Raw genomic sequence first — 20,692 nt, 5'->3', positions numbered from 1 at the left:
CCACCTCAGGCTAGCAAATGCAGGCCTTGCTGTCTCGCGGCTGTGACCAAAATGCCACCTATCCTCGCGAGGATCTGCGAGTCCACAGCCCAGCGCTGAAAATACAGTGGCACATCGATAAACCATTGCTCGTTGAGTACCTGCAGCCCGCTGGCTTTCTGCAGCTGCGTTTCTGGAATCATCCCCCACCCCATCCCCGCTTCTATGGCCGCAACGAACTGCATGGAATCGGGAACATGGTGGACTTGGCCTTCCGGTCGCGCTTTAGCCCCGGCAACCCGCTGGAGCATCTCATGCTGCAAGGGATCCTCACGATCGAAGACCACCATCGGAGTGCGAATGAGCTCTTCCACGGCCCCAGTAGGTACATGGCGTTGGACCACCGAAGCTTGCGCGGCTGCGCGATAGCGCAGTGCACCCAGTTTGTCACTGATGCAACCCTGGATATTCTCCTCCGCATTGGTGACCACGGCGCTGACGCGACCGGTTCGAAGTAGCTCCAGTCCCCTGTTTTCATCGGTACGCACTATTTCACAGGAGAGGTCTTCGAACTTCGCGAGCTCGTAGAATACCGGACCGAACCAAGTGGAGAGCGAATCCGCGTTGACTCCAATGGCGATCGGGATCGGATTTTCGGAGGCTATCTCTTTGGAGAACTCTGCACTGAGCAGCGTCATCTGTCGCGCATAGCGCAGAACTTTCAGTCCATGCTCGGTAGGCCTAACCGGGCGACTGCGGACGAGCAGGACTGCGCCCAGGCGGTTCTCCAAGGCCTTGATGCGCTGGCTGACGGCCGAAGCGGTCACTCCCAGATCAATCGAGGCATCATCGAAGCTTCCCGCATCAACTACCGCAAGCAGGGTTTCGAGGTGTTCCACATCCATGTTCACATTAGGAACTCTAATCTAGAATCAGAAACTTAAGTTCGACGCAGATCAGCTAATCTCTTACAGTTTCTACATGCTCTCTGGATCCTTGTTCTTCGGCTTTACCACTGGCCTGTCCCTCATCGTCGCCATCGGTGCGCAAAATGCGTTTGTGCTGCGCCAGGGAATCAGGAAAGAGCAAGTTTTCATCACCGCTTTGGTGTGCTCATTATCAGATGCGATCCTGATTGCCGCCGGAGCCAGCGGCATGGGAGCGCTTGTCGACCGAGCGCCCTGGATATTGGTGATTGCGCGAATAGGCGGTTTCATCTTCCTGGCAAGCTACGCGATTTTCGCTTTCCGCCGAGCACTGAAGCCCGAGGCGCTGAAAGTCTCAGGGCTCCCCGGTGCAACAACAGCCGTCTCGATCATCGGAACGACGTTGGCCCTCACCTGGCTGAATCCACATGTCTATATCGACACGGTACTGCTTCTTGGTTCAATTGCTACTTCCCAAGCCGCAGGCGCACCCTATTTCGCCACTGGTGCGATCATTGCCAGCTTCACTTGGTTCTTCGCACTTGCCTACGCCGCACGTTTCCTTGCCCCGCTCTTTGCCAACCCCAAGGCGTGGCAGGTACTTGATGTACTTATCGGAATCGTCATGCTCATCTTTGCCAGCATGCTGATCCTGCCAGTTCTCACCAAGTAATCCACAGGCAAACACGCTTATCCACAGTGACTGTGAACAACTTTTATAAACAGTTGTTCACAAAGTTATCCACAGCTGGGGAGAACTTGGGTAGAGTTCACGATTTTTCGGATAAAGTACAGGTCAACGGGGATATTGGAAACTGAAATGACATGCTTGTAAGTTATTAACACTGTGGATTCCGGCTGTGGATAAGGCGTAATTCCGCTTATTGAACCGTGATTCTCATGATTCGTTTAAACTTTCGAACCCGAAGTTATTAACAGTCGGTGGATTCGTATATGCACTATCTACAGGGGTTGTTAAAAAGTTATCCACAACTGGGGACAAGGTTGTGAGTATTGGGTACTCCAAGGCGAATATCCCTGATATCACGGGGTCTTGGGGCTGTTAATAACCACTAGGCCTCGAGAGTTACACGCTTGTAAGTTATTAACAGTGTGGATAAGCAGTGTGGATAACTGCATTGCTTCTTTTCGAACTATCCCAAGGGCCACTTCACTGCTTCCGTGGAGAGGTAAAGGGCTGCCAGCAACGCAATCGACAAGGCCGTGAGTAAAAGTATCTGGTTACGCGCACGCTGTGGATTACTTCGCGGGATCAGCACAATGCAGCAGGCTGCGAGGATACCCAATATCGCTCCGCCCAGATGCCCCTGCCACGAAATACTGGGAATAACGAAGCCGAGAACGACATTCAGCGCCAGGATAATTCCCATGGAGCGAAGTGCCTGCTTGTTGGAACGGAACACTACGAAAGTTGCGAGGAACAAGCCTGCCAGTGCGCCCGAAGCGCCGAGCGTGGCGCTGATCGGGTTGCTCAGCAGGAGAACGCCCAGTGAACCGCCAAAAGCGCTGAGCAGGTATAGCCAGGTGAAGCGCAGCCGTCCCATCCTTGGTTCGAGCATGGTGCCGAAGATGTAGACGCCGTACATGTTCATGGCAAGGTGCAAGAAGGAGCTCGTCGAGTGGGCAAAGGCGCTGGTGATCAGGCGCCATGGCTCATAGGCGGCCAGAGCCGGCGCAAGTACAAGCTGATTGGTGAATCCAGGGATGATCCACTGCAGCAGATACACCAGCACGTTCAGGCCGATGAAAGTGTAGGTGATAACAGGAGCACCGGATCGAGCCCGGCCACCGAATTGGGTCTTCTGCCGCGGCAGGTTCTTATTGGCTTGCGCGACGCAGTCTACGCATTGCACACCTACAGGCGCAGAGACCTGGCACTGCGGGCAGACCGGACGTCCGCACCGGTGGCACGAAACATAGGACACCGTCTGCGGGTGTCGATAGCACGTCGGAGTTGCTTGGCCCTCTGGGAAAACCTGTCCAAAGGACATCAGTACCTGCCTTGAGTTGGGGGAGAAGGATTAAATACTCGAGGCCCCGACAATGCCGCTAGGGAATCGTCGGAGCCTCGGGTTGGTGCGCCTGTGTTGTTACAGGGTCTCGATGTCGACCGAGTTGATAACGACGTCTTCCAGTGGCTTGTCACGGCCATCGGTAGCAACGGCGTTCAGCGCGTCAACGATCTTGCGCGAGTCAGCGTCAAGGACTTCACCGAAGATGGTGTGCTTGCCCTGCAGCCAGGTGGTAGGAACGGTGGTGATGAAGAACTGCGAACCGTTGGTTCCACGGCCCATGCGGATGCCCGCGTTGGCCATGGCCAGCTTGTAAGGCTCGTTGAAGTTCAGTTCTGGGTGGATCTCATCATCGAACTGGTAGCCTGGGCCGCCGAAGCCCTGGCCCAGTGGGTCGCCACCCTGAATCATGAAATCAGAAATGATGCGGTGGAAGATGGTTCCGCTGTACAGCGGGGTGTTGGTCTTCTTGTCACCGGATTCTGGGTGTACCCACTCCTGCTCACCGGTCGAGAGGCCAACGAAGTTCTTTACGGTCTTTGGTGCGTGGTTGCCGAAGAGATCGACAACGATATCGCCCAAAGTAGTGTGAATCGTGGCTTTATGAGTTGCGTTTGCGGTCATGCCTTCATTCTTCCATGATCTATGCTCGACCCGCTAAATACTGACGTACGCGTTGAGAGAAAATTTGGACCATTCTTAGGTTGCTTGTCCGATACTGCTGGCCACTGGGCATAGAACTGCCTAGTCTTGAACTGTCGGTTAGCGTGAATTTTTTCGGATCGGGAGCAATGCATGAGCAAGAAGAGCAAAGCAGGAAAAGTACTAGCCGTTGGCTTGATTGCGGGACTTGTCGCAGTGCTGGTAGCTGTGTGGAAGGCCTCGAAACCAATTGAGGATCCATGGGAAAACGAACCACTTCCTGCACAACCGCACGAGCCTGTTGAATCGCGTGAAGCCAGCGTGGAAGAAATCCGCGAAATCCTCGAAGATGACAAATAAAGCCGTCTAGGCTGCTTTTGGTTGGGCTTGCCCTCGAATCACGAGGGCAAGCCCAACAAGTATCACGGCCAACCCGGCATAGGTAGCGATAGGAACTACCTGCCCCAAGAACATTGCCGCCAGGATTGCCGCGCCAGGAATCTCGAGCAGAATCAGCGTCGAGACCGTGAGCGGACCGAGCACGCTGAGCAAATGATTCATGGCGGTATGGCCAAAGATCTGCGCGCAAAGCGTCAGCAGAATGATCGCCATCCATCCTCGGGCGTCGAAACCCCAAATCGGCGTTCCAGTCAGGAAACACAGGATTAGCAGCACTGCGGCGGTAATGGCATAGCAGCTCGAGGCATACGTTGTAGTTCCCAAGGTCCTGCGAGCCACGGATCCGGCCAGCGTGTACACAGCGGCCAAGACGCCACCGGCTAGTGCCAAGAGGTCGCCAATGATGGCATCACGTCCCAGCCCCATGTCGAATCCCGTGATGATGATTGCACCAAGCAGCGCAATGCCCATGCCAAGGAAAACCTGCGTTCGATATTTGGTTCCGCGAAGAACCTGGTAAATCGCGATCCAGACACCTTGGATGCACACCAGTGCCGTTCCAGCAGCCACGCTGGTTAGTCGCATCGAATACATGAAGCACACGAAATGCAGTGCGAGAGCTACACCTGCTACCCCGGTGAAGAACCATTCTCGCCCGGTCATCTGCAAATAAGCTTTGGAGTTCTTTCGCAGTGCCGGTGCGCTGAGCGCGGCCGCCGCAGCTCCATTGCGCCAAAAGGCCATGGAGAGAACCGGGACACCAGGGAAGGCGGCAATAATGGGGCCGGATGCCGAAATCCCGAGAATTCCGACCAAGGCAAGCAAGATGGTCACCAACCAAGATTACAGTTTCCCAGCGCATGGGCTTCATTCGAACTCGGAACGTGCCGGATCCGGCGAATACTTGGACAGATCAAGATATTCTTATGATGGAATACTTTTATCCGTGCCCGCACTCTCGAGCTATTTAGCGTCTTTTCTCCGCCAATAAGCTGCGATCAATGCGCCGGACAAGTTATGCCAAACAGAGAATACGGCACCTGGCAGAGCGGCTTCAGGCGAGAAGTATTGCTTCGCTAGCCCACCGGCGAGGCCTGAATTCTGCATGCCGACTTCGATGGCAATTGTGCGCCGGGAAGCTTCGGGAACGCGCAACAGGACACCCATGGCATACCCCAAAGCCAGGCCCAGGGCATTATGCAAAATGACCGCAACCAGGACCAGCAGGCCAGCAGTCAAAATCGTCTGTGCACTGCCCGCGACGATGACCGTCACCACGAAGGTGATGGCTAGCACCGACAGCCATGGCAGCACACCACCGATCTTCGCCACGAACCGGTTGAACAGCATGCGCAGGACGATGCCTAGGACCACAGGGATCAGTACGATCTTGATGACGCTGACGGCCATGGATCCAGCATCGACCGGCATGTACTGGCCAGCTAGCCACAAGGCCAGCGCCGGGGTCAGCAGCGGTGCGAGCAAGGTCGACACGGACGTCATGGCAACGGACAAGGCGACATTGCCTCGAGCCAGGTAGGAAACCACATTCGATGCCGTGCCACCTGGTGCGCAGCCAACCAGGATCAGGCCGGCGGCCAAGGCAGGTTCAAGCTGCAGCAGCGTGGCGACCAGCCAGCCCATGGATGGCATCACGATGAACTGCGCTGCGACACCACCGAGCACCGGCAACGGGTTCTTGAACACCAGGGCGAAGTCTGGCAAGGTCAGCGTCAGCCCCATGCAGAACATGATCACCATCAGCAGGGGATTTATCCATCCGGAAAACCCCACGAACGCTTGGGGAACGAGCATTCCGCACAGTCCGCCCAGCAAAATCAGCACAGGGAAGAGCAACACCGCGATGCGGGAGTCTTTTTCGTTCTTATTGGCATTTACCGCCACGGCGGAAGGGCTGGACTGTTCATAGGGCACCTAGGTATTTTGCCACTAAAGAGTTGCGGCCACAACGAGACAGCTGAAGTTAATCCACTACCCTTGTCATATTCACTTGCGTGTAATTGACGAAAAGCATGCTGAAGATGTGAAGGTAGCAATCGTCGCTGAATCGTTCCTTCCCCATTTCAATGGGGTCACCAACTCAATCCTCAAGACGCTGGATCACCTCAGGCAGACTGGCCAGGAGGCCGTGGTCATTACCCCTGCAGGCTCGCTGGCAGGGGAGCTGTCGGGCCATGGCGTGCCAAAGCTCTATCAGGGCTTCAAGATCCTCACAGTTCCGTCGATGCCTTTGGCAAGCTATCCCGAGGTTCGGGTCGCTACCACCAGTGTGGCGCGCCTGCGCAAGATGCTGGCTCGAGAGCGCGTCGACGTAGTTCATCTGGCTAGCCCGTTCATCCTTGGATGGCAGGCTCTGCGCGCTGCACAGGAACTCGAATTGCCCACCGTGGCGCTGTATCAGACCGAGGTTCCCAGCTACGCGGCACGCTACAAAATGCCGTGGCTGACGCAGAGGCTCTGGGAGCACGTCAGAGCGATCCACACGGGTGCGGACCTCACTCTGGTTCCAAGCACGTTTTCCTACCACCAGCTCGAATCTCTGGGCGTTCCGCGGCTTGCCATTTCAGGCAGGGGAGTAGATACAGCGCAGTTCACGCCAAGACGGCGAAGCGAGCAGTTCAGGCAGGCGGTTGCCCCGAATGACGAGGTAGTCATTGGCTACGTCGGCCGGCTGGCAGCAGAGAAGCAGGTCGCGGACCTGCAGGCCCTGGCGAGTCTTGAGAATACTCGGCTGGTGATCGTCGGTTCCGGCCCACTCGAGGACGAACTGCGCAGCCTTTTGCCCAACGCCCACTTCACCGGTTTCCTTTCCGGGGAACGCTTGGCCGAGGTCATGGCTTCGATGGACATCTTTGTGCATCCTGGCGCCTCAGAGACCTTTTGCCAGACCATTCAGGAAGCCATGGCCTGTGGTGTGCCTGTCGTGGCCGTAGGCCGTGGGGGACCGCTGGATCTGGTGGATTCCTCGCGCACGGGCTGGCTCTATCAGCCAGGAAACCTTAGTGAGCTGCGCAGTCGGGTCAGCGACTTGGCCTATGACGATGCGAAACGGCTGGCTTTTGCCAGCGCTGCGCTTAGCAGTGTCCAGGATCGGTCCTGGCACAGCATTGGCGAGCAGCTTATTGGACACTATGAGCATGTCCGGATGGCCCGGATCCCGCACTAGCGAAATAGAATTTTCTTCTGGATACGCAAAAGGCGGAAAGTTTTCACTTTCCGCCTTTTGGCAAATGTGGAGCCTAGGAGAATCGAACTCCTGACATTCTGCTTGCAAAGCAGACGCTCTACCAACTGAGCTAAGGCCCCGTATTCAATTTTGAAGTTTCCACTCCAAGACCAATCCAACCGGATCAATCAAAAAGAATTAGCGGAAAGTTTTCACTTTCCGCCACTTTCTTTTGTGGAGCCTAGGAGAATCGAACTCCTGACATTCTGCTTGCAAAGCAGACGCTCTACCAACTGAGCTAAGGCCCCAAAAGCTTTAGGAAACTTTATCGGCTACCTGATGCCAGGTTTCCTTCGTTTCCGACGAAGCCTTCGCTTTCTTGACCAAGACTACTGCAGCAGCCGCGATCGATGCGAGAACCAGGAACTTTTTCATTACTCCCTCTTTCTCTCCAGCAAGGTTTCCGTGGGCGTACCAAGACTTGAACTTGGGACCTCTTCGTTATCAGCGAAGCGCTCTAACCGCCTGAGCTATACGCCCTTGCTTTTGTTTTTGTTCCCTTCGGAACGAAATAAAACTTTACCGGTGTTCTCCCAAAGATACAAATCGAGCCCGGGTGTCATGCATCACAGCATGAATCCCGGGCTCGACTTGGGGTGTTCCTAGTCGTCGGTGAGGGTCACTCCGGCTCCGCCGACCAGTGAAGCAGCAATGTTGTACAGCACCGCGCCAAGCATGGAGACCACGGAAATTACCACTACGTTCACCACTGCGATGATCGTCGCGTAGGAAGCCACCTGGCCCAGCGACATGGTGTCGCGCAGGTCGAAGTTGCCGTCGGCGCCAATGGCCTCGCGCATCAGCTGGTTGAACGCATCAAAGGTTCCGGTCAGATCCAAGACAGCCCAGATGCCCACGGCGGCAACCACGGTGATCACACCGAAAGCTACCGAGAGCAGGAAGGCCAGCTTCAGAACCGAGAAGGGCTCCACCTTGGAAACCAGCAGGCGGGCCTTGCGGACCTTCGCCTTGGGCGCTGGACGAACCAGGCGATCCTGGCCATTGGCCGGACGCTGCTGGCTGGTTGGGCGCTGCGGCGCTCCTGTCGGGCGCTGGCCCGCTGGACGTGCCTGGCCTGCTGCTGGTCGTGCGCCGGCGCTAGCCGGACGGGCGCCAGTACCGGTCGGAGCTGGACGCTTTACCTGGGTAGGTCGCGGCGCTGCGCTCTTCGGGGCACCGCCGCTGGGGCGTGGCGTCGAGGGCGTGCTCATGCGTTACCTCCGTTAGTATTGTCATCATTTTCCGCGCCGGATTCGTTTTCTGGCACAGCCGATGACTCATCGATCGTGTTTTCTGCGTCCAACGTTACGGCATCTTCCTCCAAGTTCTCTTCGAGCTCAGTCTCAGAGTTCTTGGCAACCGCAAGGATCCGGTCCTTCTTGTCCGGCTTGGCGAAGATGACGCCCATCGTGTCGCGGCCCTTGGAAGGAACCTGCGAAACGGCCGAGCGGACCACCTTGCCCGAGCCCATCACCACCAAGACCTCATCGGTCTCGTCGACGATCAGCGCGCCAACCAGCTCACCGCGTTCCTCGTTGAGCTTGGCCACCTTAATGCCCAAACCACCGCGGGATTGCACACGGTATTCCTCGACGGTGGTGCGCTTGGCGTAGCCCTCGTTGGTCACGGTGAAGACATAGGAGCCTTCGCGGACCACATCGGCTGCCAGCAGTTCATCGTCTTCGCGGAACTTCATACCGGTCACGCCCGAGGTTGCACGGCCCATGGGGCGCAGCGCGGTATCGGTGGCGGTGAAGCGGACCGACTGGCCCTTGCGTGAGACGAGCATCACGTCATCGGATTCGCTGACCAGCTGCGCGGAGACCAGTTCATCGTCCTCGCGCAGGTTGATCGCGATCACGCCGGCGGTGCGGTTAGTGTCGTAATCCTCCAGTCGGGTCTTCTTGACCAAGCCGTTGCGGGTAGCCAGCATCAGGTAGGCCGCATCCTGGTAGGTGCGCAGGTCCAGCACCTGGGCAATGTGCTCGTCCGGCTGGAAGGCCATCACGTTGGCTACGTGCTGGCCCTTGGCATCGCGGCCGGCCTCGGCCAGCTCGTAGCACTTGGTGCGGTAAACCCGGCCGTGGTTGGTGAAGAACAGCAGCCAGTTGTGGGTCGAGGTGACGAAGAAGTGCTCCACGACGTCGTCCCCGCGCAGGTTCGCGCCCTTGATGCCCTTGCCGCCACGTGCCTGCGAACGGTAGTTGTCGATGCGGGTGCGCTTGACGTAGCCGCCGCGGGTGATGGTGACGACCATTTCCTCTTCGGGAATCAGGTCTTCGACGCTCATGTCGCCGTCGTAGCCCATCAGCACCTTGGTACGGCGCTCGTCCCCGTGCTTGTCGACGATTTCCTGCAGTTCTTCGGAGACGATCTGGCGCTGGCGTGCCGGATCGGCGATGATCGCCTCGAATTCAGCGATCATGCGCTCGAGCTCGGCGTGGCGGTCCTGGATCTTCTGGCGCTCGAGGGCGGCCAGGCGGCGCAGCTGCATATCGAGGATGGCGCGGGCCTGGTTCTCGTCGATGTCCAGCAGCTCCATCAGCCCGTCACGCGCCGCCTCGGTGGTAGCCGAACGGCGAATCAAGGCGATGACCTCGTCCAGGGCATCCAGGGCCTTGAGCAGGCCGCGCAGGATGTGGGCTTCTTCCTCGGCCTTCTTCAGACGGTATTCGGTACGGCGGACGATCACTTCGATCTGGTGGGTGACCCAGTGGCGGATGAATCCATCCAGCGGCAGGGTGCGCGGCACCCCGTCGACGATCGCGAGCATGTTGGCCGAGAAGTTGGACTGCAGCTCGGTGTGCTTGTACAGGTTGTTCAGCACTACCTTGGCCACGGCATCGCGCTTGAGCACGATGACCAGGCGCTGGCCGGTGCGGCCCGAGGTCTCGTCGCGCATGTCGGCGATGCCGGCGATCTTGCCGTCGCGGACCAGTTCGGCGATCTTCACCGCGAGGTTATCCGGGTTGGCCATGTACGGCAGTTCGGTGACCACCAGGCAGGTGCGTCCCTGGATTTCCTCCACGTTGACCACTGCGCGCATGGTGATCGAGCCGCGGCCGGTGCGGTAGGCATCGGCGATGCCCTTGGTGCCCAGGATCATGGCGCCGGATGGGAAGTCCGGGCCCTTCACGCGCAGCATCAGCTCGGCGAGCAGCTCCTCGCGCGAAACTTCCGGGTTCTTCAAGTACCACTGCACGCCCTCGGCGACTTCGCGCAGGTTGTGCGGCGGGATGTTGGTGGCCATGCCCACGGCGATGCCGGAGGAGCCGTTGACCAAAAGGTTGGGGAAACGCGCCGGAAGAACCGTTGGTTCCTGGTTCTTGCCGTCGTAGTTGTCCTGGAAATCAACGGTGTTCTCGTTGATGTCGCGGACCATTTCCATGGCCAGCGGGGCCATCTTGGTTTCGGTGTAACGCTGGGCGGCGGCGCCGTCGTTGCCCGGGGAGCCGAAGTTGCCCTGGCCCAGGGCCAGCGGGTAGCGCATGACCCAGTCCTGGATCAGGCGGACCAGCGCATCGTAGATCGCGGTGTCGCCGTGCGGGTGGTACTGGCCCATGACTTCGCCGACCACGCGGGCGCACTTGTTGTACGAGCGCTCAGGGCGGTAGCCGCCGTCGTACATTGCGTACAGCACGCGGCGGTGCACCGGCTTCAGGCCATCGCGCACATCCGGCAGCGCGCGGCCGACAATAACGGCCATGGCGTAGTCGAGGTACGAACGCTGCATTTCGGTCTGCAGGTCGATCTGGTCGATGCGACCGCCTTCTGGGACCGGCTCGATGATCTCGCCGTCCATTGGTGCGTTCTCAGGGGTTTGCTCGTCGCTCAATTTCTTCCCTTACAAGTCAAAAAAGTCTTCGGTGGATATCTGTGGTGGCGGCGGCCGGCTAGATATCCAGGAAGCGCACGTCCTTGGCGTTCTGCTGGATGAAGTTACGGCGGGACTCGACGTCCTCGCCCATCAGCACGGAGAACACCTCGTCCGCGGCGGCCGCGTCATCCATGGTGACCTGGCGCAGCGTACGGTGCTCCGGATCCATGGTGGTGTCCCACAGTTCCGAGTAGTCCATCTCGCCCAGGCCCTTGTAGCGCTGGATGCCGTTGTCCTTGGGCAGGCGCTTGTTGGCGGCCTGGCCGGCAAGCAGCTCCTGGTCGCGTTCCTTGTCGGTGAACACGTAGTCATGCGGCGCATTGGACCACTTGATGCGGTACAGCGGCGGGGCTGCCAGGTAGACGTAGCCGTGCTCGATCAGCGGGCGCATGAAGCGGAAGATCAAGGTCAGCAGCAGCGTGGTGATGTGCTGGCCGTCCACGTCGGCATCGGCCATCAGCACGATCTTGTGGTAGCGCAGCTTGGCCATGTCGAACTCTTCGCCGATGCCGGTGCCGAAGGCGGTGATCATCGCCTGCACTTCGGCATTGCCCAGCGCGCGGTCCAGGCGGGCACGTTCCACGTTCAGGATCTTGCCGCGCAGTGGCAGGATGGCCTGGGTGTGCGGGTCGCGTCCGCGCTTGGCGGAGCCGCCTGCGGAGTCGCCCTCCACGATGAACACTTCGCACTCGGCAGGGTTCTTCGAGGAGCAGTCCGAGAGCTTGCCCGGCATGCCGAAGGATTCCATCGGCGACTTGCGGCGGGCGTTGTCGCGGGCCTTGCGGGCGGCCATGCGGGCCTGCGAAGCCAGTTGGGCCTTGCGGATGATGTCGCGGGCCACGTTCGGGTTGCGCTCGAACCAGTCGCCCAGTTCCTCGTTGACCACGCCCTGGACGAAGCCTCGGGCCATCGAGTTGCCCAGCTTGGTCTTGGTCTGGCCCTCGAACTGGGGCTCGGAGAGCTTGACCGAAATCACGGCGGTCAACCCTTCGCGGGCGTCCTCGCCGGTGAGGTTGTCGTCCTTTTCGCGCAGGATCTTGTTATCGCGTGCGTAGCGGTTGAGCAGGCCGGTCAGGGCCGCGCGGAAGCCCTCTTCGTGGGTGCCGCCTTCATGGGTGTTGATGGTGTTCGCGTAGGTGTGCACGGATTCGGCGTAGGCGCTGGTCCACTGCATCGCGATTTCCAGGCTGATGCCGCGGGCAGCATCTTCGGATTCGAAGGCGATGACCTCGTCGTGGACCAGTTCGATCTTCTTGGCGGCGTTCAGGTGCTTGACGTAGTCCAGCAGGCCGTCCTTGTACAGGTAGTCCACCGTGCGCGGCTTGACTACCTGGTTCTCGATTTCCTCCTCGACCTCGGCCTCGGGCTCTTCGTTGTCCTGCACTCGCTCATCGGTGAGGGTGATGCGCAGGCCCTTGTTCAGGAAGGCCATCTGCTGGAAACGGGCGCGAAGCGTCTCGAAATCGAATTCGGTGGTCTCGAAGATTTCCGGATCCGGGTAGAAGGTCTGGCTGGTGCCGGTCAGCTCGGTTTCTTCGCCCTTGGTCAGCTCCTGGACGGTGTGGCCGCCGTTGCCGAAGCCGATGCGCCAAGCGTGGCCCTGGCGGCGCACGATGGTGTTGACCTTCTCGGACAGGGCGTTCACCACGGAGATGCCCACACCGTGCAGGCCGCCGGAGACCGCGTAGCCGCCGCCGCCGAACTTGCCGCCTGCGTGCAGGATGGTCATGACAACCTCTACGGTTGGCTTGCCCTCGGTTGGGTGGATGTCTACTGGGATGCCGCGGCCGTTATCCTCACAGCGCACGCCGCCATCGGCCTGCAGCGTGACGTTGATGGTGTCGCAGTAGCCAGCCAGCGCCTCATCGACGGAGTTGTCGACGACTTCGTAGACCAAGTGGTGCAGGCCTCGAGGGCCGGTGGAACCGATGTACATGCCCGGGCGTTTGCGTACCGCTTCGAGTCCTTCGAGGACGGTAATATCCTGGGCGCCGTAAGTGTGTTCGACTTTGGAAGTCATCGATTCCGCGGGGGCTTGGCTTTCAGCCGGTTCCTGCGGTGAAGCATTTTCGGTAGACACGGGTGCTACGAACTCCTCGGATTTGGCGCGCGATTGCCCGCTGCGATGGATTCAGCGCGTCAGGCAATCATGGTCTGGAGGGACACCGCCGCCGGGCAAGCCCGCAGCGGAGTCATTTCACTACCTCTAATTCTACCGCGTAGACCAAAATAAACGGTGACTTTGAGGCCTAAATCGCCCACCAAAAGCTGCTAATTGACGTTCTGAGGCAGTTGGGGCGATCAAGTGTGGGGGGATCCACCCTCCGGGTCCGTGAGTGCGCCATATGCCGTGCCAGCAATTTCTACCCGTAGGTGTCGCGTGGACCCCGGCCGGCCACCGAACGCATGCCATGGCGCCAGGAGGGAGCATTAGGCCCGAGCACCTTGATCACGGTGACGATCCCGGGACCCAACTCGGCATCGAATTTCTTCAGAATATCGTGGCTGAGCAGGCGCATTTGCGCAGCTCTCGCTGTTGTATCGCAGCGCATCACCACCACCGTGTCTTCAAAGGATTCCGGCTTGCAGTGCTTCGCGTTCTCCACGCCAATGATGTCGGGCCAGCGGCCGAGTACCGATCCGACCGCGACCTGGGTGTTCCAGCCGCGGGACTTGGACAAGCGGGAGACTACTTCGCCGATGGCGCGCGGATCGCGGATCGCCCCCTCGGCGGATTCCGGCTTTTCAGCGGCGAATCCGCGGCGGGCGGCTTTTCGCTTGCGCACTTTGTCCATGCGCGCCGCATCTATGCGCTTCTCGCCACGTTCTTCGGCGAGCTTCCGCATGCGGTTGAGCAGTGCTTTGGCCGCATCGATCTCTGGATCGAAGCGGTGTTCATCCCGTTCTGATGGCTCATGCATCGACAACCTGGCCAGGGGAGACCTGGAAGAAATGTCCCTTCAGTGCTTCTGGAACATCTTCGACAACGGCGGCGGTCACCAGAACCTGCTCGGCTCCGGCAACGATATGCGCCAGACGATCACGACGGGTGGTGTCCAGTTCGGCAAAGACATCATCAAGGATCAGGATGGGTCCGGAACCTGGGCGCGGATCGTCATCGCCGAAAACACGGTAGGCGGCAAGGCGCAGGGCCAGGGCAAAGGACCAGGTTTCCCCGTGCGAGGCATAGCCCTTGGCAGGGGTCGGTCCCAGGATCAGGGTCAGATCGTCCCGGTGCGGTCCAAAGAGCGAAATTCCGCGGTCGACTTCCCGACCGCGATTAACTTCAATGGCGTTCAGCAGCAGTTCCTGGATTTCTTCTTGGTCCAAGGATTCAAGGTCCTCTGCCGGCAGGCTGTTTTCATCGAGTTCGCCCTCGAGCGAGGACCGGTAGACGGCGCGCGCTTCCTTCGCGCCATCGGCCAAATCCGCGTAGGCGGCCTGCATGTACGGGCGAATCAAGGCCAGGACGTCAAGGCGTCCGCGGATCAATCGAGCGCCCGTCAAGGCCAACTGCAGATCCCAGGCCTTGAGGGTGTTTTCCTGCGAGGTGCTCAGCTTGGACTTGCCGCGGATGGATTTGAGCAGGGCATTGCGTTGCTTCACGATGCGGTCGTAGTCGTTCTTGGTGCCGGCTTCTACCGGGCGCAGGGCTACCAGGAGCTCGTCCAAGAACTTGCGGCGGTTGGACGGGTCGCCCTTGATCAGTGCCATGTCCTCCGGGGCGAAGAGCACGGTGCGCACCATGCCCAGGATCTCCCGAGCGCGAACCGGGTTGGCCCGGTTGATGCGGGCACGATTGATCTTGCCACTGGTGATTTCGACCTCGATCACCGTGGTTTGCGGGCCGCGATGCACGGTGCCGCGGATCAGCGCGCGCTCAGAACCGAAATGCAGCAACGGGGCGTCATTGCTCACGCGATGCGAAGAGAGATTGGCCAAATAGCCAACGGACTCAACGATATTGGTTTTGCCGACGCCGTTGGGGCCGATCAGAACGTTGATCCCAGGGGCCAGGTGCACGTCGGCCTGCGCATACGAGCGGAAGCCCGTGAGTGAAAGCTGCGAGATATACACCGAGGTCCTGACAGAAAGAAGGTGGTGGATGGCTAAAGCCATCCACCACGAAATTGGCTTAGTTCGAGTTGGGCAACCGAACCGGCATCACGAGGTAGCGATACTGGTCCTGGTCATCCTCATCCAGCTTCTTCTGGCCGGTCAGCATGGCCGGCTTGGGCGCACTGGTGAAGGAGAAGCGCACGAAATCGGTATTGAAGGAGTTCAGGCCTTCGGACAAGAAGGTCGGGTTGAAGGCCACGACGATGTCTTCGCCGCGAAGAGACGCAACAATAGCTTCTTCAGCCTGCGCGTCTTCGCCGGTGCCGGCATCCAAGGTCAGCTGACCATCGGTAAAAGCCATGCGAACTGGGGTATTGCGTTCGGCAACCACCGATACACGACGAACAGCTTCCATCAGCTCGCTGGTGCGAACGGTGGCATGGATTGGGGTGTCGCTTGGGAACAGCGAGCGGATCTTCGGGTATTCGCCATTGATCAGCAACGAAGTGGTCCGGCGGTTGGAGCTTTCGAAGCCAACCATTTCGCCGTTCTCGCTCATTGCAAGCTTCAGCTCGCCAGAGCTCGAGAGAGTCTTGGCAACTTCGTTGAGGGTCTTGGCCTTGATCAGGAAGGAGGTCGAGATTTCCGCCTGGTTAGGAGTCCAATTGAGTTCACGCAGAGCCAGACGGTAGCGGTCCGTGGCCAAGAACGTGATCAGGTCGTTTTCAATTTCAACCTTGATGCCGGTGAGAACTGGCAAGGTGTCGTCCTTGGACGCCGCAACGATAACCTGCGATACAGCTTCGGAGAATGCTTGGCCATCGATAGTGCCGGCGATAGCTGGAAGTTCAGGCAGGGTTGGGTATTCATCAACTGGCATGGTGGCCAGGTGGAATCGTGAACGGCCACAGGTCAGCGAGATCTTCGAGCCTTCGGTCTCCAAGGTGACCGTCGAGTTAGGCAGCGATCGGGTGATCTCAGCCAAGAGCTTGCCGGAAACCAAGATCGAACCCTGCTCAGAAATGTCCGCGGGAATCTCAATATGCGAGGAAATCTCATAGTCGAATCCCTCGAGCCGAACCAGGCCTTCATGGGTGGTGATGAGAATGCCAGCCAAAACAGGTGATGGTGGTCGCTGTGCCAGGGACCGGGCAGTCCAGGATACGGCGTCTGCCAATACATCCTTTTCAACGCTGAACTTCACGAAAAATCCGCCTTTCGGAACCCATAAGTCTTAAGTCAGGCCAAGAAGGTTGTTCCCTCGCCAAGTTCTTAAGCATAGAGCAGGTAATTGCACGTTTTATCCATCTAATCTTGCCACGCCCTGATAGCGCAACGTCTGCTCAATGAACGAAGTGTGGACGATGCAACAAAAAAATTGTTCTGCACAGGATTTGGCTCGAGGGTGTGGAGTGGACTCGTTATTTGGATGATTAAGGGTTTAAAGGAGAAGTGTTAATAACCCTTGTGGATACTGTGGATAAGGCCTGTAACCCCAGACCCGCCCACGATTGTGCATGTGAACAATCTGTGGTTGAACGTGAGACTCAGTTCCACCATCCTGTTGATACTCAGTTCCACGATTTTTAACGTCCACATGGTTTGCGCACTTATCCGCAGGTCTTCACCAAATCATCCACAGTCTTATCCACACCTGTGATTTCTCGCCGCTAGTGCTCCCGCTGGCTCTGCTTAATCCGGTTGGTTAGCTCGGTGACCTGATTAAAGATCGCTCGACGCTCAGCCATGAGCTCACGGATCTTACGATCTGCGTGAATCACGGTGGTGTGGTCGCGGCCGCCAAGTTCTGCACCAATCTTCGGCAACGACATGTCGGTAAGCTCACGCAGCAAGTACATTGCGATCTGGCGCGCGGTGACCAAAGTACGAGTTCGCGATTTGCTGTTCAGCTCATCAATACTCAGTCCGAAGTACTCTGCGGTCTGCTTGATGATGGTCGACGGCGTGATTTCCTGGGCCCCGTCTTCGCTGATCAAGTCCTTGAGCACGGTTTCGGCCAATGCAAGGTCCACGGGCTGGTTATTCAGCGACGCGAAAGCGGTGACACGGATCAAAGCACCTTCGAGTTCCCGGATATTCGTGGAAATACGCGAAGCAATGTACTCCATGACATCACTTGGAGCTGAAAGATTTTCGGCGTCGGCCTTCTTACGCAAAATCGCAATACGCGTCTCCAGCTCTGGTGGCTGAATATCGGTCAGCAGGCCCCACTCGAAGCGCGAACGCATGCGGTCTTCGAATCCCTGCAGCTGCTTGGGAGGCAGATCAGAGGTGATGACAACCTGCTTGTTGTGGTTGTGCAGCGCATTGAAGGTATGGAAGAACTCTTCCTGGGTAGCGTCCTTGTTGGCCAAGAACTGAATGTCGTCAATGAGCAGAATGTCGACATTGCGGTAAGTCTGCTTGAAACTTGCGCCCTCGTCGTCGCGGATCGAGTTGATGAAATCATTGGTGAACTCTTCGGAGTTCACGTAGCGCACGCGGATGCCCTTGTAGAGATGGCGTGCGTAGTGGCCAATGGCATGCAGCAAGTGAGTCTTGCCCAGACCTGAATCACCATAGATGAACAGCGGGTTGTAGGCCTTGGCCGGCGCTTCGGCAACAGCAACGGCTGCGGCGTGGGCAAAGCGGTTCGATGAGCCGATCACGAAGGTGTCGAAAATGTACTTCGGGTTCAGCCGGCCGAACTCCTGCGAATTCGATGGGGGAGTTGGCTGCGGTGCTGGCTGGGGGCGCGGACCAGGAGTCTCAACGACTGCTGGAGCTGACGGCGCGGCGGCTTTGGCTTCAGGCTCATCTTCTTCGAGCTCATCCGAGAGCGAGAGATCAACGCTGACGGCGCAACGGATCTCGTCCTGGAAGACTTCTCGCAGTGCTTCATCCAGCGGCTCGCGCAGCTGAGTCTGCAGAATATCGCGGGTGAGGTCATTGGGTACCGCAACTAAGAGCGTCGTACCGATTAGTCCCTGAGGTTTAGCCAGCGATACGAAGGCACGGTAACGCGCCTTGACGCGATCATCATCCTCGATCTTCCGGATGACTTGGCGCCAAGAGCTACCAATGCTATTGGTTTCGTCGCTGCTCACTAAGGGCGCCCCGCTTCCGTTTAAATGCAATCTTGGTCACAAGAATCCTGTTTCCAGGCTTCTAAAACGTCGTTTTCTGGACCACGTCTGCATTGATTCTATCCATCATCCACACAGTTATGCACAGCTCCGTGGAAAAACCGGGTGTTATTACTGTGGAAAACGGGTTTTCCCTTGAAATCAAGCGTTTTTCGCTGCGAGATGACTAGCTGTTTTGCGGAAAACTGTGAATTTTCTTTCGTTATGCACAGCCTTAATCCACAAGTCTGGGGTAGATTATTCACAGGCCGACTCTCGAAGCAGGGAGCATGGGCAGAACTCTTGCGCCAATTTGACCTTGCGCGCATAGTTTTCTATTGTTATTCAGTCCTATGCGCATCTTTTTGCGACTTGCTCATTTTTGGAAGAGCCCGCGAAAAAAGCGCATTTTATAAAAAGCACGAGCGTCATCCTGTTGTTATCCAGCTAGCTAGTAACGGGTAGTACGCATCATCTAAAACGTTTTGGAGTGTCACCGTGAGCAAGCGGACTTTTCAGCCTAACAACCGTCGTCGTTCGAAGAAGCATGGCTTCCGCCTTCGTATGCGTACCCGTGCAGGTCGTGCCATCCTTTCGGCACGTCGCGGCAAGGGTCGCACCGAGCTGTCCGCATAAATTTGCGAAACAGCTCTTGGCAGCATGACTTCAACGAGCTCAGCTAAAGAGCAACCCGAAGCCGATGTTGCCTAAGAATCAGCGACTGCGCCTAGCGCAAGACCTTACAGCCACTGTACGTTCCGGCGTCCGAAGCGGACGCCGGAACGTCGTGCTATATGCACGGCACCGAGAAACCGAAGAGTTCCTTGGTGACAGGTTTGGATTCATTGTTTCCAAGGCTGTAGGTATTGCCGTTAAAAGGAACCTCACCAAACGACGAATGCGGGAAATCGCCCACGAGCTGCGGCGCGTGGACGGCGACGTCGATTTCGTCTTCCGTGCACTTCCTGGCGCCGCCGAACTCTCTTGGGAAGAACTCAACTCCCAGGTCAATTCAGCCTTCTCCGCTGTTTTGCGCAAGATTGAGGCGCGCTGATGCGTAAGGACTTAGCTCCGCGTACCGGTTTGCTGTGGTTCATCATCGATATCCCACGCAACATCGTTATCGGGCTGCTCAAGACTTACCGAAAACTCATCTCGCCACTATATGGCGATGTATGCCGATACTTTCCTAGCTGTTCTGCCTATGGGCTCGAAGCAGTGACTCAGCACGGCGTTGTCAAAGGCGCCGGATTGACCACTTGGCGGATTCTCCGATGCAATCCGTGGTCCCACGGAGGCGTCGACCACGTTCCTGAGGGACCGAGGATTTGGCCAGAAGGCAAACTGCCGAGGATCATAGTTCTGAATCATCCTGTGATTCCCGACGATGAAGACGCCGCGGAAAGCGGCCGCAAGGAGCTCGACCACTGATGAACAACTTCCTAGACACGATACTGACTCCGTTTACGTACGTAGTCTCGTGGGTTCTGTGGGCATTCCACGAACTGTTCACCGCGATTGGAATGAACGGGGATTCGGGTGTTACCTGGACCTTGTCGATCATCTTCCTCGTGCTGCTGATCCGTACTTTGCTGATCCCAGTGTTCGTCAAGCAGATCAAGTCCCAGCGCGCGATGCAGGCACTGCAGCCTGATCTGCGCAAGCTGCAGGCCAAGTACAAGGGCAAGACCGACCAGATGTCGCGCCAGGCTATGGTTCAGGAGCAGCAGGCGCTGTTCAAGAAGCATAAGACCAACCCGCTGTCTTCCTGCTTGCCCCTGCTCGTGCAGATGCCGTTCTTCTTCGCGCTGTTCCGCGTTCTGAACGAAGCCTCCCGCGCCAGCGATGATGGACGTTCGATCGGCGCTCTGTCCGCTGAGCACATCCGCAGCTTCGACAATTCCTCGATCCTGGGCGCTCCGCTGTCGGAGACCTTCTTGGGCACCATCAATTCCGGTGCCATCAACTGGGCAGTGATCATCGTTGCGGTTGTCATGATCCTTGCAATGACCGCATCGCAGTTCTTCACCCAGCGACAGCTGATGACCAAGAACATGAGCAAGGAGGCCCTCGAGGGCCCGTTCATGCAGCAGCAGAAAATGATGCTGTACATCCTGCCCCTGGTCTTCGGTATCGGTGGTATCAACTTCCCAATCGGTGTGCTGATTTACTGGACCGCTTCGAACCTGTGGACCCTGGGCCAGCAGTTCTGGGTTATCCGCAACAACCCGACCCCTGGTTCGGAAGCAGAGCGCGAACTTAACGTTCGCCGCGCCGCCAAGGGCCTGCCTCCAGTAGGCGTGAAGAAGGAAGACGCTGACGCCGCTGCCGCCGCCGCGGCGGAGCAACAGGCCAAGGGCCAGCGTGAACAGCCGCAGCGCAAGAACCGTCGAAAGAAGAAGTAG

At 58.0% G+C, this 20,692-nt stretch carries 20 protein-coding genes and 3 tRNA genes; 7 read left to right on the top strand and 16 right to left on the bottom strand.

Translation table 11 applies throughout. The features are described 5' to 3' along the window. Nucleotides 1–5: 5 nt before the first annotated feature. Nucleotides 6–884, bottom strand: a complete 879-nt coding sequence (locus tag ACIOTL_RS03965; RefSeq protein WP_105658680.1) for an ArgP/LysG family DNA-binding transcriptional regulator — start codon at nt 882–884, stop codon at nt 6–8. Nucleotides 885–960: 76 nt separating this feature from the next. On the opposite strand from ACIOTL_RS03965, the gene ACIOTL_RS03960 reads away from it, so the two are divergent. Then, the gene (locus ACIOTL_RS03960; protein WP_400341853.1) at nt 961–1,578 is read left to right on the top strand and encodes a LysE/ArgO family amino acid transporter; all 618 of its coding nucleotides are present in this window, start codon (nt 961–963) and stop codon (nt 1,576–1,578) included. Nucleotides 1,579–2,059: 481 nt separating this feature from the next. On the opposite strand, the gene ACIOTL_RS03955 is transcribed toward ACIOTL_RS03960, so the two are convergent. Both ACIOTL_RS03955 and ACIOTL_RS03950 read right to left on the bottom strand, forming a co-directional pair. Then, a complete protein-coding gene (locus ACIOTL_RS03955; RefSeq protein WP_166650743.1) occupies nt 2,060–2,779 on the bottom strand; it encodes a rhomboid family intramembrane serine protease in 720 nt (239 codons plus the stop codon). Nucleotides 2,780–3,016: 237 nt separating this feature from the next. Beyond that, a complete protein-coding gene (locus ACIOTL_RS03950; protein ID WP_105658683.1) occupies nt 3,017–3,562 on the bottom strand; it encodes a peptidylprolyl isomerase in 546 nt (181 codons plus the stop codon). A 171-nt stretch (nt 3,563–3,733) separates the two neighbouring features. Here ACIOTL_RS03950 and ACIOTL_RS03945 point away from each other — a divergent pair, with 171 nt between their 5' ends. Further along, nucleotides 3,734–3,940, top strand: a complete 207-nt coding sequence (locus tag ACIOTL_RS03945) for a hypothetical protein (RefSeq protein ID WP_105658684.1) — start codon at nt 3,734–3,736, stop codon at nt 3,938–3,940. Between the two features lie 6 nt (nt 3,941–3,946). Here ACIOTL_RS03945 and ACIOTL_RS03940 read toward each other — a convergent pair whose 3' ends face one another. Then, nucleotides 3,947–4,813, bottom strand: a complete 867-nt coding sequence (locus ACIOTL_RS03940; RefSeq protein ID WP_105658702.1) for a DMT family transporter — start codon at nt 4,811–4,813, stop codon at nt 3,947–3,949. 129 nt (nt 4,814–4,942) lie between these two features. After that, on the bottom strand, nt 4,943–5,914 hold the full coding sequence (locus ACIOTL_RS03935) for a bile acid:sodium symporter family protein (RefSeq protein WP_332594769.1): 972 nt from the start codon (nt 5,912–5,914) through the stop codon (nt 4,943–4,945). Between the two features lie 109 nt (nt 5,915–6,023). Between ACIOTL_RS03935 and ACIOTL_RS03930 the strand changes: the two genes are divergently transcribed. Continuing rightward, nucleotides 6,024–7,166, top strand: a complete 1,143-nt coding sequence (locus tag ACIOTL_RS03930; protein WP_400341851.1) for a glycosyltransferase family 4 protein — start codon at nt 6,024–6,026, stop codon at nt 7,164–7,166. A gap of 67 nt (nt 7,167–7,233) precedes the next feature. Here the strand turns inward: ACIOTL_RS03930 and ACIOTL_RS03925 are convergent. The 11 genes from ACIOTL_RS03925 to dnaA all read right to left on the bottom strand — a co-directional run bounded on the left by ACIOTL_RS03925 (nt 7,234) and on the right by dnaA (nt 18,269). Continuing rightward, nucleotides 7,234–7,306: transfer RNA gene (locus ACIOTL_RS03925), tRNA-Ala, on the bottom strand. 95 nt (nt 7,307–7,401) lie between these two features. Then, a tRNA-Ala gene (locus ACIOTL_RS03920) sits at nt 7,402–7,474 on the bottom strand. A gap of 7 nt (nt 7,475–7,481) precedes the next feature. Beyond that, complete coding sequence (locus ACIOTL_RS03915) at nt 7,482–7,601, bottom strand: DLW-39 family protein (RefSeq protein WP_219844366.1); 120 nt, start codon at nt 7,599–7,601, stop codon at nt 7,482–7,484. A 31-nt stretch (nt 7,602–7,632) separates the two neighbouring features. Next, nucleotides 7,633–7,706 (bottom strand) — tRNA-Ile (locus ACIOTL_RS03910). Nucleotides 7,707–7,828: 122 nt separating this feature from the next. Further along, nucleotides 7,829–8,437: a DUF3566 domain-containing protein gene (locus ACIOTL_RS03905; protein ID WP_105658687.1), complete on the bottom strand. Its 609-nt coding sequence runs from the start codon at nt 8,435–8,437 to the stop codon at nt 7,829–7,831. Continuing rightward, complete coding sequence (gyrA, locus tag ACIOTL_RS03900; RefSeq protein WP_400341849.1) at nt 8,434–11,061, bottom strand: DNA gyrase subunit A; 2,628 nt, start codon at nt 11,059–11,061, stop codon at nt 8,434–8,436. Before gyrA ends, ACIOTL_RS03905 begins: the two co-directional genes overlap by 4 nt. 58 nt (nt 11,062–11,119) lie before the next feature. Next, on the bottom strand, nt 11,120–13,123 hold the full coding sequence (gene gyrB, locus ACIOTL_RS03895; protein ID WP_208294252.1) for a DNA topoisomerase (ATP-hydrolyzing) subunit B: 2,004 nt from the start codon (nt 13,121–13,123) through the stop codon (nt 11,120–11,122). 343 nt (nt 13,124–13,466) lie between these two features. Beyond that, nucleotides 13,467–14,024, bottom strand: coding sequence for a DUF721 domain-containing protein (locus tag ACIOTL_RS03890; protein ID WP_105658690.1), 558 nt, complete (start codon nt 14,022–14,024; stop codon nt 13,467–13,469). Further along, nucleotides 14,017–15,180, bottom strand: coding sequence for a DNA replication/repair protein RecF (gene recF / locus ACIOTL_RS03885; protein ID WP_332726980.1), 1,164 nt, complete (start codon nt 15,178–15,180; stop codon nt 14,017–14,019). The genes ACIOTL_RS03890 and recF overlap by 8 nt, the downstream gene beginning before the upstream one ends. Before the next feature lie 58 nt (nt 15,181–15,238). Beyond that, the gene (dnaN, locus tag ACIOTL_RS03880; RefSeq protein WP_105658692.1) at nt 15,239–16,366 is read right to left on the bottom strand and encodes a DNA polymerase III subunit beta; all 1,128 of its coding nucleotides are present in this window, start codon (nt 16,364–16,366) and stop codon (nt 15,239–15,241) included. Nucleotides 16,367–16,832: 466 nt separating this feature from the next. Further along, nucleotides 16,833–18,269: a chromosomal replication initiator protein DnaA gene (dnaA, locus tag ACIOTL_RS03875; protein ID WP_105658693.1), complete on the bottom strand. Its 1,437-nt coding sequence runs from the start codon at nt 18,267–18,269 to the stop codon at nt 16,833–16,835. Nucleotides 18,270–18,785: 516 nt separating this feature from the next. Here dnaA and rpmH point away from each other — a divergent pair. The 4 genes from rpmH to yidC all read left to right on the top strand — a co-directional run bounded on the left by rpmH (nt 18,786) and on the right by yidC (nt 20,692). Beyond that, a complete protein-coding gene (gene rpmH, locus ACIOTL_RS03870) occupies nt 18,786–18,923 on the top strand; it encodes a 50S ribosomal protein L34 (protein WP_075972541.1) in 138 nt (45 codons plus the stop codon). A 64-nt stretch (nt 18,924–18,987) separates the two neighbouring features. Continuing rightward, nucleotides 18,988–19,341 carry a ribonuclease P protein component gene (gene rnpA, locus ACIOTL_RS03865; RefSeq protein WP_105658694.1) on the top strand — a complete coding sequence of 118 codons (354 nt, stop codon included), beginning with the start codon at nt 18,988–18,990 and terminating at the stop codon, nt 19,339–19,341. After that, entirely contained in the window at nt 19,341–19,718 is a 378-nt protein-coding gene (gene yidD / locus ACIOTL_RS03860) for a membrane protein insertion efficiency factor YidD (protein ID WP_105662201.1), read from the top strand. Before rnpA ends, yidD begins: the two co-directional genes overlap by 1 nt. Continuing rightward, a complete protein-coding gene (gene yidC / locus ACIOTL_RS03855; protein ID WP_400289703.1) occupies nt 19,718–20,692 on the top strand; it encodes a membrane protein insertase YidC in 975 nt (324 codons plus the stop codon). The genes yidD and yidC overlap by 1 nt, the downstream gene beginning before the upstream one ends.

Origin of the sequence: Glutamicibacter sp. NPDC087673, from assembly GCF_044743255.1 — a bacterium.
Classification (GTDB): Bacteria; Actinomycetota; Actinomycetes; order Actinomycetales; family Micrococcaceae; genus Glutamicibacter.
Note: the sequence above shows the minus strand (reverse complement) of the source record. Positions and strands in the feature narration are given on the sequence as shown.

What these genes read in the sequence shown, in the direction of transcription:
- gyrB (WP_208294252.1), bottom strand. Translation starts at nt 13,123, where the DNA reads ATGACTTCCAAAGTCGAACACACTTACGGCGCCCAGGATATTACCGTC.
- rnpA (WP_105658694.1), top strand. Translation starts at nt 18,988, where the DNA reads ATGTTGCCTAAGAATCAGCGACTGCGCCTAGCGCAAGACCTTACAGCC.
- ACIOTL_RS03960 (WP_400341853.1), top strand. Translation starts at nt 961, where the DNA reads ATGCTCTCTGGATCCTTGTTCTTCGGCTTTACCACTGGCCTGTCCCTC.
- yidC (WP_400289703.1), top strand. Translation starts at nt 19,718, where the DNA reads ATGAACAACTTCCTAGACACGATACTGACTCCGTTTACGTACGTAGTC.
- ACIOTL_RS03905 (WP_105658687.1), bottom strand. Translation starts at nt 8,437, where the DNA reads ATGAGCACGCCCTCGACGCCACGCCCCAGCGGCGGTGCCCCGAAGAGC.
- ACIOTL_RS03965 (WP_105658680.1), bottom strand. Translation starts at nt 884, where the DNA reads ATGGATGTGGAACACCTCGAAACCCTGCTTGCGGTAGTTGATGCGGGA.
- yidD (WP_105662201.1), top strand. Translation starts at nt 19,341, where the DNA reads ATGCGTAAGGACTTAGCTCCGCGTACCGGTTTGCTGTGGTTCATCATC.
- ACIOTL_RS03945 (WP_105658684.1), top strand. Translation starts at nt 3,734, where the DNA reads ATGAGCAAGAAGAGCAAAGCAGGAAAAGTACTAGCCGTTGGCTTGATT.
- ACIOTL_RS03915 (WP_219844366.1), bottom strand. Translation starts at nt 7,601, where the DNA reads ATGAAAAAGTTCCTGGTTCTCGCATCGATCGCGGCTGCTGCAGTAGTC.
- ACIOTL_RS03890 (WP_105658690.1), bottom strand. Translation starts at nt 14,024, where the DNA reads ATGCATGAGCCATCAGAACGGGATGAACACCGCTTCGATCCAGAGATC.
- ACIOTL_RS03950 (WP_105658683.1), bottom strand. Translation starts at nt 3,562, where the DNA reads ATGACCGCAAACGCAACTCATAAAGCCACGATTCACACTACTTTGGGC.